We start from the raw sequence: 13,462 nt of genomic DNA on the forward strand, positions 1-13,462 counted from the left end.
CTCCTCCGGCGGCATCTTCAACAACGCTGCCCAGGTGTGGAACCACACCTTCTACTGGAACGGCCTGACCCCGAAGGGCCAGGCGCTCCGAGCGGTGCGCTGGCTGACGCCATCAACGCCAAGTGGGGCGGCTTCGACGCCTTCAAGGCCGAGTTCACCAAGCAAGGCCTGGCCAACTTCGGTTCCGGCTGGACCTGGCTGGTCAAGAAGGCTGACGGCACCCTGGACATCGTCAACACCACCGGCGCCGGCACCCCGCTGACCACCGACAGCAAGCCGCTGCTGACCGTCGACGTGTGGGAACACGCCTACTACATCGACTACCGCAACGCACGCGCCAAGTATGTCGAGAACTACTGGGGCATCATCAACTGGGACTTCGTGGCCAAGAACTTCGCCTGATCTTGCGCTCTCGCCTTCCCGGCAAGAAAAAACCACGCGCGAGCGTGGTTTTTTTTCGCCTGTACGATCCGCAGCAACCTTCAGGAGAATCGGTCCAGCACGCTGTACCAGGCCACCCCGGCGGCGATGTAGAAGCGCTGCAGCCCATGCAGCGGGATGGGCTGGATGGTGCTGACCGGGAAGGGAAACACCGCCCCTGCCTGCCCCGTCAGGCGCTGCGCCAGGCAGCGGCCCATGGTACTGGACATGGCAATGCCGCGTCCGTTGTAGCCCAGCGCAATGCTCAAGCCGGCGGCCGGCTCATGCACATGCGGCAGGAAGTCGCGCGTGATGGCGACCCGCCCCGACCAGCGGTATTCAAACTCCACCCCGGCCAGCTGCGGGAACAGCAAGGCCACCGAGCGCTCCAGGTGCGCGAAGTCTTCCGGCCCGCGTGGTTCGCTGAAGGGCCCGCGTCCGCCCATGAGCAGGCGCCCCTGCGCATCGCGCCGGTAGTACAGCAACAGGCGGCGCGAATCGGACGTGACCTCGCCGCCCGGCAGGATGCTGGCGCCCAGCGCCGCCGGCAAGGGTCGGGTGGCGACGATGAAGCTGTTGGCGGCGATCACCGATTGCCGCAGGTGCGGCCACAGATCATCGGTGTAGCCATTGGTGGCGAGCACCACGCGTTCGGCATCGATGTGCGCGCCCTGCGCACTGTGCAGGCGCCAGCCGCCCTGGCGACGTTCCAGCTTCGCCACCCGCGTGCCGCCGTGGATGGCCACGCCCAGCCGCTGCGCCGCTTGCGCCAGTCCCCGGCAATATTTCAGGGGATGCAGGCTGCCGGCCCGTTCATCCTTCCATCCCCCCACATAGGCGCCGGTACCGATGCGGCGCGCCACTTCGGCGCCATCCATCAGCTGGGCCGGCGCCCCCTCGGCCATCCACTGGCGCGCGCGCGCTTCCAGCGCACGCATCACCTTGGGCGAGTGGGTGGGCTGGATCCAGCCGGCGCGTTGCGCATCGCAATCGATGCCATGCCGGGCGATCAGGTCGAACACCGTATCGGCCGCCGAACCAATGGCCGCGATCAGGGGATCGGCGACCGCGCTGCCGAACATCACCCGCAGCTGGTCGGGATCGTACTTGAGACCGGGGATGACCTGTCCGCCATTGCGACCGGAGGCGCCCCAGCCGGGCGCGTGGGCATCCAGCACGCATACTGATACCCCGGCCTCGGCCAGATGCAGGGCGGTGGACAGGCCGGTATAGCCGGCGCCGACGATGGCCACGTCATAGCGCGCGCTGGCCTGCAGCGCTGGCGCCTCGGGCAATTCGCCACCGGTGGCGGCCCACAGTGAAAGCGGAAAAGCGACGTTGGAATGCTGTGTCATGGGCAAGACCTCGCTCTCACTTGCCGATCACGCGGCGCAGGAAATCCTGCGTGCGCGCATGCTGCGGTTCGGACAGCACCTGCGCCGCCGCACCGGACTCGACGATGCTGCCGCTATGCAGGAAACACACGCGGTCGGCCACCTCGCGGGCAAAGCCCATTTCGTGCGTGACCACGATCATGGTCATGCCATCGGCAGCCAGCGTGCGCATCACCGCCAGCACCTCGCCCACCAGTTCGGGGTCCAGCGCCGAGGTCGGTTCGTCGAAGAGAATCGCTTCGGGTTGCATGGCCAGCGAGCGGGCAATCGCCACGCGCTGCTGCTGGCCGCCGGACAGCTGGGCGGGATAGGCATCGCAGCGCGCCGCCAGCCCTACCTTGTCCAGCAGCGCCATAGCCTGCTCCCGCGCCTGTTCACGCGGCACGCGGTTGACGAAGATCGGCCCCTCGGTCACGTTCTCCAGCACCGTGCGATGCGGGAACAGGTTGAAGCGCTGGAACACCATTCCCACCCGGGTGCGCAGGCGGTGGATATCCGCGCCATCGCGATCCACGCGCTGGCCATCGATCAGGATATCGCCGCGCTCGTAGGACTCCAGCCCGTTGATACAACGCAGCACCGTCGACTTGCCCGACCCCGACGGCCCGATCAGGCAGACCACTTCGCCCTCGGCCACCGACAGCGACACATCCTTGAGCACCTCGTGCTGGCCGAAGCACTTCGAAATACGCTTGACCTCGATCATCGCGCCCTCCCCTTGCTGTTGCGGATCTCCAGGCGACGGATCAGGAACACCAGCGGCAGCGACAGCAGCAAGTACAGCACCGCCACGGTGGTATAGACCGTCATGTTCTGGAAGGTGCTGGAGGCGATCATCTGGCCGGCGCGGGTCATCTCCAGCACCGTGATGGTCGAGACCAGCGAGGAATCCTTCAACATCATCACCAGCGTATTGCCATAGGGCGGCAAGGCGATGCGGAAGGCCTGCGGCAGGATCACGCGGCGCATGATCATGGGCCCGCGCATGCCAATCGATTGCGCCGCCTCGATCTGGCCCACATCCACCGCCTCGATGCCGGCGCGGAAATTCTCCGCCTGGTAGGCCGAATAGGCGATGCCCAGGCCGATCACGCCGGCCTGGAAGGCCGAGAGCTGGATGCCGATGTCGGGCAGCACGAAATAGATGTAGAACAGCTGCACGATGATGGGCAGCCCACGGATGATGTTGACGATGGTGGCCCCGGCCAGCGCCACCGGCTTGACGCGAGAGACTTTCATCAGGGCCAGCAGCAGTCCGATCACCGAACTGAGCAGGAAGGAATAGATCGTGACTTCGACAGTGACCAGCGCTCCCTTGAGGAGGATGGGCAGGAAGTCCAGCACGGTTTGCAGGAGCATGGGCGGTAGCGAACGATGACGATGGCAGCAGGCCGGCCGAACGCCGATGGAGCGGCGCCCGCCTTGCCCTGTAACGATGAAGGTGAAGCTGAAGGTGCAGGTGGATCTGACCCCGGGATCAGTTCAGCTTCCACTGCTCCACGATGCGTGCCAGCGTGCCATCGGCCTTGAGCTCGGCAATTGCCTTGTTGAGCCGCTCCACCAGCTTGGGGTCGCCCTTGCGGATGACCAGGCAGACATCCCCCATGAGGGTGGACTGGTATTCCTTGACCAGGCGCACCTGCGGATTGGCCCCCTGCGAGAGCTGGTAGGCCACGATGGGGCGGTCGCCGAAGCCGGCCTTGATACGGCCCAGGCCGACGTCGCGCATCATGTCGGCCACCGAATCGTAGGTCTTCACTTCCTTGAAGCCACCCTTCTTGTTCAGCGCATCCACGAAGACGGTACCGACCTGGGCGCCGACGATCTCGCCCTTGAGGTCATCGAGGTTCTTGTAGCTCTTCGTATCCTGGGCGTTGACGAACAGGCCCTCACCGTAGGAATACACCGGATCGCTGAAGTCCACGATCTGGGCGCGGGCCTCGGTCTTCAGCATGGCCGCGGCGATGATGTCGATCTTGTTGCCGGTCAGCGAGGGGATCAGCGCCGCAAAGGGCGTCTGCTGGATGTTGACCGAGAAGCCGGCCTTGCTGCCCACCGCCGTGACGGTATCGACCATCATGCCCTGCAGCTTGTTGGTCTTGATATCGAGGAAGGTGAAGGGCACGCCCGTGGAGGTGGCGCCGACGTTGTAGCTCGACTGGGCCATGGCGGGTGCGGCACCGAGCGTGGCGGCCAGTGCGGCCAGCGCGACGCTGCCCACCAGGTGTTTGAACAGGCAATGGAACGGCTTCATACGACTCCCCTTTGGCGCGAGATCGCGACCAGGCGCGATCAGGATGGACGGCTGGAAGTCCGCGCGACGGTGCAAAAGACCCCTCGGCGGTGCGTGGACATGCATGGACCTGCGTGAATCTGCGTGAACCTGTATGAACTGCTGCGGCCCCTGACGGAACCGGATGCTGCAACACCGCAAGCGCTCCTGCATCGGACTGCCCGGTGTGGCCTCGATGCAGCGCGCGGAGATCAATATGACGCGTTGAAACAAGTATATTTGGTTTATGTGTATCGTCAATAGATATTTATGTATCGATATTCGATACACAAAACGAGAATTGCCTTAGAATCGGGCATTCCTCCCACCCACTCCACTCTCCAGGAGCGCGCATGAACGAACCCGACGAGACCGCCTCGGACCTGTTGTTCAATCAATCGCTGGAAAAGGGCCTGGCCGTGCTGCGCGCCTTCAACGCCCAGCGCCGCACCATGACCCTGGGCGACGTGGCCAGCGCCACCGGCATTTCCAAGAGTTCGGCGCAACGCATGGTGCATACGCTGGAGACGCTGGGCTATGTCTGCAAGCATCCCAAGACACGGCGCTACCAGCTCACGCCCAAGGTGATGGAAGTGGGCTACAACTACCTGGCCGCCGATATCCTGGTGGATGTGGCCAATCCCTTCCTTTCGGAGCTGGCCAACATCACCGGCGAGACCGTCAACCTGACCGAGCCCTATGACCGCGAGATGGTCTACGTGGCGCGCTTCGTGGCCAGCAAGTTCATTCCCATCCACATGCCCATCGGCAGCCGCATCCCCATGTATTGCACGGCCTCGGGCCGCGCCTACCTGAGCGCGCTGGAACCCGCCGAGGCGCGGGCCATCCTGGAGTCCAGCGAGCGCACGGTGCACACGCCCCATACCCGCACCAACGTAGAAGACATCATGCAGGTGCTGACCGCCAGCCGCGAGCGCGGCTTTGCCAGCAACCGGGAAGAGCTTTTCCTGGGGGACATGACCATTGCCTCGCCGATCTTCAACAGCGAGCGCACGCCGGTGGCGTCGGTCCATGTGGTGGCGCCGACCAGCCGCTGGAGCGTGGAAGACGCCGAAAAGAAACTGGGCCCGCTGGTGCTGGAATGCGCCCGCGCGATTTCCAATTCGGTGCGCACGCTGGTGTGAGCCTTGTGACACAATTCCCCATCACATCGCTGACATCGCTCACATCAACCACTTGCCCAACGGAGAACCCATGGCCCACGTCACCCTGCACAATGCCGCCGGCTACGCCCAGGACATCAAGGCACGCATCCATCAGCTGAAGTCCGACGAGCCCGAGAGCAACGGCGGCCAGGATACCGGCCCCGCCCCCTATGAATTGCTGCTGGCCGCACTGGCTTCCTGCACCTCGCTAACGCTGCGCATGTACGCCGACCGCAAGGGCTGGGACCTGGGCAGCATCGCCGTGGACGCCCACTTCGGCCGCGACGACAGCGGGCTGGAAACCATCACCCGCAAGATCAGTTTCGGCAACACCCTGAGCGCCGAGCAACTCACGCGCCTGGCCGAGATCTGCGAAAAGACCCCGGTCACCAAGACCATCCGCCAGGGCACCGCGATTCAGACATCGATCGCGTAACCGGCCGCGCGCCAGGCATCGATGCCACCGGTGAGCGGGCGCACCTTCTTGTAGCCGCGCGCCATCAGCTGGCGCGCCACCATGGCCGCCGAGGCCTCGTTGGGACAGGCGCAATAGACCACCACCTCATCCTCGATGGGGCCCTCGAAGACGAAGGTCTGGATCTCCTGGTTGGAGATCGTCACCGCCCCGGGAATGCGGCCATCCTGCTGCGACAGCGGCGAGCGCACATCGATGATGGTGGGCGCATTGCCTTCTTCGAGCAGGGTATTCAATTCATCCACCGAGATGCGCGCCATCTCCAGCGACTTGCGGAAACGCCGGCGCTGCCACCACTTGTTGGCGATGAAGGCGGCCAGTGCCACGGCGATCATCATCATGCCGTAGTGGCCCAGTTGCGCCAGCACATTGAGCAGGTCATCCACGGCCGAGCTGAACAGCGACCCCAGGAAAATCCCCAGGCCCGCCCACAAGGCGCTGCCGGCCGCATCCCACAACAGGAAGCTGACGCGGCGCGTCCCCATGGTGCCCGACAGCGCACTGGCAATCGAGGCAAAGCCGGGAATGAACTTGGCCAGCAGCAGTGAGCGCGCGCCCCAGCGCAGGTAGATCGATTCGGTCTGGCGCACGCAGGAGTCGGGCGAGAGCGAAATGCGGCACAGGCGCGACATGATCTGGCGCCCGTAGCGACGGCCCGCCAGGTACCACACGTAATCGGCCACCAGCGCCGCGCACACCGCCAGCAACAGCAGCAGCGCCGGAGAATAGCGCCCGCCCTGCGCCAGCGCACCGGTAATGATCAGGGTGGGATAGGCCGGCACCGGCGCACCCAGTTGCTCCACCAGCACGTTGACGAAGACGATGAGCAAACCATACTGCTCGATCAGGTGATACAGGGTTTCCATGGCCAGGCCGCCTTGATGTCTTGCCGCAGGGAATGCGGCCTCTGCTCCGCCGTGGTGGCGGGTTGCAGGCTGCCATTATAGGTTTGGCGGCGCCGGCGTGCTTGGACAAAACCGGCCAGATAGGGACACCCAATAAAAAGCGCCCCGGCGCCTGTCGTAAAACAGGCCCACAGGGCGCAAACGAGGGAGACCTCGGAGAAAATCGTCTGGATCAGGCCGGCTGCTTGGCCACCTTGACCTCGCCAGCGGCCGGGCCGCCACCATCCTCGACGCTAGGCCGGGTGCGGGCCAGGAACACCAGCACCGCCGCCAGCAGGGACGCCACCGACAGGGCATACAGGCCGCCCTGGATGGAGCCGGTCTTCTGCTCCAGGTAGCCGAAGGTGGCCGGTGCAAAGAAGCCGCCCAGATTGCCCAGCGAATTGATCAGCGCCAGCACGGCGGCGGCGATACGGGCATCGAGGTAGGCCTGCGGAATCGGCCAGAACAGCGAGGACGCCGCCTTGAAGCCGATACCGGCAAAGCACACCGCCACGAAACCGATCACCGGGCCCGAGAAGGCCGACACCGCCATGCCGATGGCCGAGATCACCAGCGTGACAGCGACCCAGAATTGCGGCCTCTTGAAGCGTGCCGCCAGCACGGCGAAGAGGTACATCGCGGCAATGGCGACGATCCAGGGAATCGAGTTGAACAGGCCCACCTGGAAGTCATTGAAATGCCCCATCTTCTTGATGATGGTCGGCAGCCAGAAGGTAGCGCCATAGATGGTCAGCTGGATGGCAAAGTAGATAAAGCAGAACAGCACGATCTGCGGATCACGCAACAGCGTCAGCGCCGACACATGCGCCGGACGGCTGGCCGCGCGCTGCTCCTGCTCGGCCGCGATCACGGTGGCCAGTGCCTCGCGCTGCTCCGGCGAGAGCCACTTGGCCTCACGCGGGCTGGAGTCCAGCAGACGCCACACCACCACGCAGAACAGCATCGATGCGCCCCCTTCGATGAGGAACATCCACTGCCAGCCATGCAGGCCGCCCCCCTCGATGAGCAACAAGGCTCCCGTCACCGGCCCCGACAGGATCGAGGCGATAGCCGACCCTGACAGGAAGATCGCCATCGCCCGGCCGCGCTCGTGATTGGGCAGCCATTGCGTGAAGTAGTACACCACGCCCGGGAAGAAACCGGCCTCGGTCACGCCCAGCAGGAAGCGCATGAAATAGAAGCTGGTCTCGCTATGCACGAAGGCCATGCAGGCGGCCACCAGGCCCCAGGTGAACATGATGCGGGTCAGCCAGGCGCGTGCGCCGAAGCGCTGCAGCAGCATGTTGGAGGGGACTTCGAAGATGGCATAGCCCACGAAGAACAGGCCCGCGCCCAGCCCGAAGGCTGCCGCGCCAATGCCCAGGTCGGTGGCCAGGTGGCTGCGCACGAAACCGATATTGACGCGGTCGATGTAATTGATGATGAACATCGCCACGAACAACGGCAGGATGCGCCACTTGATCTTGCTCACCGCCGAGGTGAGCAGCAGGTCTGCCTTGGCAGATGCTTGGGAAGGATTCACGAGTTGTCTCCTCTTCAGGACTCGGTGCTGCAGGTTGATCGGAGGGCCGGTCACGGATGCCATCACAGGCGAACCGGCACAGGCGCGTCGGGCGCGCTCTTGTTCTTGCCAGCCGGGCCGGGATTCAGCGCACCAGGCAGGGCTTCTTGTTATCGAACTTCCAGCCAGGAATCAGGTATTGCATGGCCACCGCGTCGTCACGCGCGCCCAGGCCCATGTTGCGGTAGGTCTGATGCGCCGCCTCAAGCTGCGCCATGTCCAGCTCCACGCCCAGGCCCGGCTTGGCCGGCACCTTGACCTTGCCGCCCGCGATCTGCAGCGGTTCGCGGGTCAGGCGCTGGCCGTCCTGCCAGATCCAGTGGGTATCGATGGCGGTGATCTTGCCCGGCGCGGCCGCAGCCACGTGGGTGAACATCGCCAGCGAGATATCGAAGTGGTTGTTGGAGTGCGAACCCCAGGTCAGGCCCCAGTCGTTGCACATCTGCGCCACCCGCACCGAACCCTGCATGGTCCAGAAGTGCGGGTCAGCCAGCGGAATATCGACCGACTGCAGCGAGATCGCATGGCCCATCTGGCGCCAGTCGGTGGCCACCATGTTGGTCGCGGTCTGCAGGCCGGTAGCGCGGCGGAACTCGGCCATCACCTCGCGGCCCGAATAACCGTCCTCGGCACCGCAGGGATCTTCGGCATAGGCCAGCACGTCATGCTGGTCGCGGCACAGGCGGATGGCATCCTTGAGCAGCCAGCCACCATTGGGATCCAGCGTGATGCGCGCCTGCGGGAAGCGCTCGGCCAGCGCGGTGACGGCGGCGATTTCTTCCTCGCCGCGCATGACGCCACCCTTGAGCTTGAAGTCATTGAAACCGTAACGGGCATAGGCTGCTTCCGCCAGGCGCACCACCGCTTCCGGGGTCAGCGCCGCCTCGTGGCGCAGGCGCAGCCAGTCGTCGCTCTCCCCCAGGGCCGACTGGTAAGGCAGGTCGGTCTTGTTGCGCTCGCCCACGTAGAACAGGTAACCCAGCATCTCCACCTCGTCGCGCTGCTGGCCTTCGCCCAGCAGGGCCGCCACCGGCACCTCCAGGAACTTGCCCAGCAGATCCAGCAGCGCCGCTTCCAGCGCGGTGACAGCGTGGATGGCGATGCGCAGGTCGAAGGTCTGCAAGCCGCGACCGCCGACATCGCGATCCGCAAAGGCCGCACGCGCCCGGTTCAGGATGCCCTGGTAGTTGCCGATGGACTGGCCCACCAGCAGCGTGCGCGCATCTTCCAGCGTCTGGCGGATGCCCTCGCCGCCCGGCACCTCGCCCACGCCGGTGTTGCCGGCGCTGTCGGTGAGGATGACGATGTTGCGGGTGAAATAGGGACCATGGGCGCCCGACAGGTTCAACAACATGCTGTCATGACCAGCCACCGGGACCACGCGCATGTCGGTGATGCGGGGCGCGCCCTGAACGAGGTTGGACGGGGATGCAACGGAAGATGCGGTGGCACTCATGGCTCTGCTCTCTTTCACGCCAGGGATGGCGGTCTCGGGGTTGTCGGGTTGATGGTGATGCCTGGCAAGGCCGCCATCGGCTGGGATGGAAACGCCAACCAAGCATTTGGTAGCGGTACCAAATCTCAATGAAATGCATGGTAGCGGTACCAAATTTAGGTGTCAACCAGATTTTTTACCTTGCATCAGGAGCAACAAAAAAGGGGAAAGCGGATCAGGCGCTTTCGCGATGGATGATGGTGAAGCCCACATCGACGATGCGCTCGGCCACCTCGATGCCCGCGGCACGGTCGATGATGAAGCGCGCCGCGCGCTGGCCGATGCCGGTGCCATCGATGCGCACGGTGGTCAGCTTGGGTTGCAGGTCGCGCGAGAACTCCAGATCACCGAAGCCCACCACGGCCAGCTGCCCAGGAATGCTGATGCCCCTGCTCTGCGCCTCGATCATCACCCCCAGCGCCAGCAGATCGGAGCTGCAGAAGATGGCATCGATATCGGGCTGGCGCTGCAACAGGTCGGCCAGGCCATTGCGTCCCTGGCCCAGCGTGGTCGGCGCCACCACATGATGCATGGGCAGCGGCGCGCTACCGGCATGCATGCCCAGCGCCTGCGCCTGCTGCGCGAAGGCATTCATGCGGCGCTGGCTGCGCTCGTCGCGCCCACCCACCACCGCCACCTGGCGGCGACCGATACCGTGCAGGTAGCGCGCCACCTCGCGGCCGATCTGTTCGTGCGAAAAACCGACCAGCATATCGATGGGCGTGGGCGTCAGATCCCAGGTCTCGACCACCGGGATGCCGCTGGCCAGCAGGCGCTTCCTGGCCTCGGCCGAGCGCATGATGCCGGTCAGCACCACGCCATCGGGACGACGGCCGATGATGGCTTCGAGCAGCGCATCCTCACGCGAATTCTCATAGCCGCTCTGACCCAGCATCACCTGGTAGCCGGCAGCGGCCAGGGTCTCGGTGAGGGTATGGACGATTTCCTGGAACACCGGCCCGATCACGGTCGGCACCACCACCGCCACCAGCCGGCTCTTGTTGGAGGCCAGGCCACCGGCCAGGAGGTTGGGCACGTAACCGGTCTTCTCCACCGCCTCGCGCACCTTCTGCAAGACCTTGGGCGACACCGCCGAGGGCGTATTCAAGGCGCGCGACGCAGTGATCGGCGCCACGCCAGCCAGTTGTGCGACATCGCGCAGGGTGATGCCACCGGCACTCTTGCGACTGCCGCGACGACGTGGTTCGGCAGCCTCCCCCTCGCGCTCACTGCGCTGGGGATCGGGAAGGGAATCGGGGGACGTGGTGCGGTTCTCGGACATGCGCGCATTCTAGCATTGGGGTTGGTAGCGTTATCAGCAAAACCGACACCGACAACGCCCCGACGCAGCCTGGCGCTCAACGCGCCAGACGCAGTTCTTCCACCAGCGTATCCACCAGTTGCGCCGCCGGCATGGGCCGCCCCATGGCCACGCCCTGCCCCGCCCACAAGGACATGAGATCGGGCCGTCCAGCCCGGGTGGCGGCCTGGCGCAACTCGGTGGTCAGTGCGTTCTGCACCGGATAGCCCGGCAACACCTGTTCGAAAGGCCGCATGCGCTCCATGAATTCATTGACGATGCCACGCGCCCAGCGACCGCTGAAGCTCCTGGTCAGGCGCGTGCTGTCGTCACGGGCAGCGGCCAGCGCCGCGCGCCAGGCCGGGGCGATACCCGATTCAGGACAACACAGGAAGGCCGTCCCCATCTGCGCCGCCTGCGCCCCCAGCAGCAATGCCGCCGCGATGGCACGCCCGCTCATCAGGCCGCCGGCTGCGATCACTGGCACCCTGACCGCATGGGCCACCTGCGGCAACAACGCCATGAGGCCGATGCAGGATTGCTCGAAGTCCCCCAGGAAGGTCGCGCGATGTCCACCCGCCTCGCTGCCCAGGGCGCAGATGAAGTCGGCCCCGGCCTCCTCCCAGGCACGCGCCTCGGCCACGGTAGTGGCCGTGCCGATGACCTGGATATCCTTCTTGCGGAATTGCCGCACCACCTCCGCATCGAGCAGTCCGAAGGTAAAGCTGGCCACCGGCGGGGCAGCCTCCAGCAAGGCCGCGACCTGGTCCCGGCAGTTCTCCGAAAAGCGTTGCGGTGTCTGTGCCGGCGGCAGGCCCAGTTCCTCGCGCAGCGGCTGCAGCAAGGCCTGCGCCTGTTCCAGTGCGGGCGGCGTCTGCAGTTCCGGCAACAGGAACAGGTTCATGTTGAAGGGCTGGTCCGTCAGCGTGCGCAGATGCGCCGCCGTCTCCAGGATGGCCGACGGTGCCAGCAACGCCGCCGCGCAGGACCCCAGGCCGCCAGCATTGCTCACCGCCGCTGCCAGCGCCGGCGGCGAAGCACCATTCATCGGACCTTGCACGATGGGATGCGCGATCCCCACGGCGGACTGGAACTGTGTTTTCTGCATCGTCGCTCCTTCATTGAGAAACCGGGTGGGACAGATTCTAACCAATGGCAGGGCAAGGGACTTCGACAGCGGCCAAGGTCAGATTTGTCACCGATGTCAAATCAGCTTTGCCAGCAAATCTCTCACGACAGTCGATGCAGGGGATACCACCTGAACGACGTGATTTTCTGCCTCCTGCTACTCATCCACCGCGTCACTTTCATCAACGACTGCGAGGACGGCATGAACGCCCTGCCCGCCTGCACGGTCCGCACCCGGACGGTATAAATCCGGTCGCAATGTCTGCATCGCAATCCAGCAGGATTATTGATCCAGGATCAATAATGTTTTGCCCCACCGGTGCTTCTTGCAAGAGCGGATGTGGCCGATACTGGCCTGCCCTGCCTGTCCCTGACAGGCAATGACGTCAAGCACAAGCTTGCTCCCCGATACCGTACAAAGGACTGCATGAATACCTCCTCCCTCCCCGCCTTCGGCCTGGGCACCTTCCGCCTGCAAGGCCAGCAGGTCATCGATTCGGTCCGCATGGGCCTGGAACTGGGCTACCGCCATATCGACACGGCGCAGATCTATGGCAACGAAGCCGAGGTCGGCCAGGCCATCGCCGAGGGTGATGTCGCACGCGATTCGCTCTTCGTCACCACCAAGATCTGGACCGAGAACCTGGCTGGCGACCGTCTCATCCCCAGCCTCAAGGACAGCCTGCACAAGCTGCGCCTGCCACAGGTCGATCTGACATTGATCCACTGGCCCTCGCCGGACGATGCCGTCCCCCTGAAAGAGACCATGCAGGCGCTGGCCGAAGCCAAGGCACTGGGCCTGACGCGCCTGACCGGCATCTCCAATTTCACCGTGGCGCATATGGAACAGGCCATCGCCGCCGTGGGCGCCGCCGAGATCGCCACCAACCAGGTCGAGATTCATCCCTTCCTGCAGAACCGCAAGGTCATCGAATTCGCCCGCGCCCATGGCATCCACCTGACCGCCTACATGCCACTGGCCTACGGCCGGGTCATGCAGGATGCCACCCTGCAGCAGATTGCCGCCCGCCATGGCGTCACGCCGGCCCAGGTAGCGCTGGCCTGGTCGCTGCAGCAGGGCTTTGCAGTGATCCCCTCTTCCACCAAGCGCGACAACCTCGCCGCCAATCTGGAGGCGGTGAAGATCCGGCTGTCGGACGAGGACATGAGCGCCATCGCCCGACTGGATCGCGGCGAACGCCTGGCCAATCCGGGCTTTGCGCCGCAGTGGGATGAATAAGCGTTCGCAGGCATTTGGAATAGCGCTCAATGACATGCCGCCAAGCACGCTCAAGTATTTGAGCGCTTGCTAGTTCTAGAACCCACTTCGTCATTTCATCAAT

At 64.7% G+C, this 13,462-nt stretch carries 12 protein-coding genes and 1 pseudogene; 4 read left to right on the forward strand and 9 right to left on the reverse strand.

The window, feature by feature from the left end:
- A pseudogene (locus ACIPHN_RS09930) lies at window positions 1–402 on the forward strand (superoxide dismutase); the annotation flags it as partial.
- An 80-nt stretch (window positions 403–482) separates the two neighbouring features.
- Here ACIPHN_RS09930 and ACIPHN_RS09935 read toward each other — a convergent pair.
- The 4 genes from ACIPHN_RS09935 to ACIPHN_RS09950 form a co-directional block, all read right to left on the reverse strand.
- Window positions 483–1,775, reverse strand: a complete 1,293-nt coding sequence (locus tag ACIPHN_RS09935; RefSeq protein WP_400435709.1) for an NAD(P)/FAD-dependent oxidoreductase — start codon at window positions 1,773–1,775, stop codon at window positions 483–485.
- Between the two features lie 16 nt (window positions 1,776–1,791).
- On the reverse strand, window positions 1,792–2,520 hold the full coding sequence (locus ACIPHN_RS09940; protein WP_400435710.1) for an amino acid ABC transporter ATP-binding protein: 729 nt from the start codon (window positions 2,518–2,520) through the stop codon (window positions 1,792–1,794).
- Window positions 2,517–3,173: an amino acid ABC transporter permease gene (locus ACIPHN_RS09945; RefSeq protein ID WP_400435712.1), complete on the reverse strand. Its 657-nt coding sequence runs from the start codon at window positions 3,171–3,173 to the stop codon at window positions 2,517–2,519. The genes ACIPHN_RS09940 and ACIPHN_RS09945 overlap by 4 nt, the downstream gene beginning before the upstream one ends.
- 118 nt (window positions 3,174–3,291) lie before the next feature.
- Window positions 3,292–4,068, reverse strand: coding sequence for an ABC transporter substrate-binding protein (locus ACIPHN_RS09950; RefSeq protein ID WP_400435714.1), 777 nt, complete (start codon window positions 4,066–4,068; stop codon window positions 3,292–3,294).
- Window positions 4,069–4,439: 371 nt separating this feature from the next.
- Between ACIPHN_RS09950 and ACIPHN_RS09955 the strand changes: the two genes are divergently transcribed.
- Window positions 4,440–5,231 (forward strand): IclR family transcriptional regulator, encoded by a 792-nt coding sequence (locus ACIPHN_RS09955; protein ID WP_400435715.1) that lies wholly within the window; start codon window positions 4,440–4,442, stop codon window positions 5,229–5,231.
- Window positions 5,232–5,301: 70 nt separating this feature from the next.
- Complete coding sequence (locus ACIPHN_RS09960; protein ID WP_198981431.1) at window positions 5,302–5,688, forward strand: OsmC family protein; 387 nt, start codon at window positions 5,302–5,304, stop codon at window positions 5,686–5,688.
- Here ACIPHN_RS09960 and ACIPHN_RS09965 read toward each other — a convergent pair.
- From ACIPHN_RS09965 to ACIPHN_RS09985, 5 genes are all read right to left on the reverse strand, one after another.
- Window positions 5,670–6,593: a rhodanese-like domain-containing protein gene (locus ACIPHN_RS09965; protein ID WP_400435717.1), complete on the reverse strand. Its 924-nt coding sequence runs from the start codon at window positions 6,591–6,593 to the stop codon at window positions 5,670–5,672. The genes ACIPHN_RS09960 and ACIPHN_RS09965 overlap by 19 nt on opposite strands.
- 211 nt (window positions 6,594–6,804) lie before the next feature.
- Window positions 6,805–8,157 carry an MFS transporter gene (locus ACIPHN_RS09970; protein ID WP_400435718.1) on the reverse strand — a complete coding sequence of 451 codons (1,353 nt, stop codon included), beginning with the start codon at window positions 8,155–8,157 and terminating at the stop codon, window positions 6,805–6,807.
- Between the two features lie 124 nt (window positions 8,158–8,281).
- Window positions 8,282–9,652 (reverse strand): glucarate dehydratase, encoded by a 1,371-nt coding sequence (gene gudD, locus ACIPHN_RS09975; RefSeq protein WP_400435720.1) that lies wholly within the window; start codon window positions 9,650–9,652, stop codon window positions 8,282–8,284.
- A gap of 214 nt (window positions 9,653–9,866) precedes the next feature.
- The gene (locus ACIPHN_RS09980; RefSeq protein ID WP_400435721.1) at window positions 9,867–10,973 is read right to left on the reverse strand and encodes a LacI family DNA-binding transcriptional regulator; all 1,107 of its coding nucleotides are present in this window, start codon (window positions 10,971–10,973) and stop codon (window positions 9,867–9,869) included.
- Window positions 10,974–11,049: 76 nt separating this feature from the next.
- Complete coding sequence (locus tag ACIPHN_RS09985; RefSeq protein ID WP_400435723.1) at window positions 11,050–12,099, reverse strand: NAD(P)H-dependent flavin oxidoreductase; 1,050 nt, start codon at window positions 12,097–12,099, stop codon at window positions 11,050–11,052.
- A gap of 447 nt (window positions 12,100–12,546) precedes the next feature.
- Between ACIPHN_RS09985 and dkgB the strand changes: the two genes are divergently transcribed.
- Window positions 12,547–13,359 (forward strand): 2,5-didehydrogluconate reductase DkgB, encoded by an 813-nt coding sequence (dkgB, locus tag ACIPHN_RS09990; RefSeq protein WP_400435725.1) that lies wholly within the window; start codon window positions 12,547–12,549, stop codon window positions 13,357–13,359.
- Window positions 13,360–13,462 lie beyond the last annotated feature (103 nt).

Origin of the sequence: Herbaspirillum sp. NPDC087042, assembly GCF_044745245.1 — a bacterium.
Classification (GTDB): Bacteria; Pseudomonadota; Gammaproteobacteria; order Burkholderiales; family Burkholderiaceae_D; genus Herbaspirillum.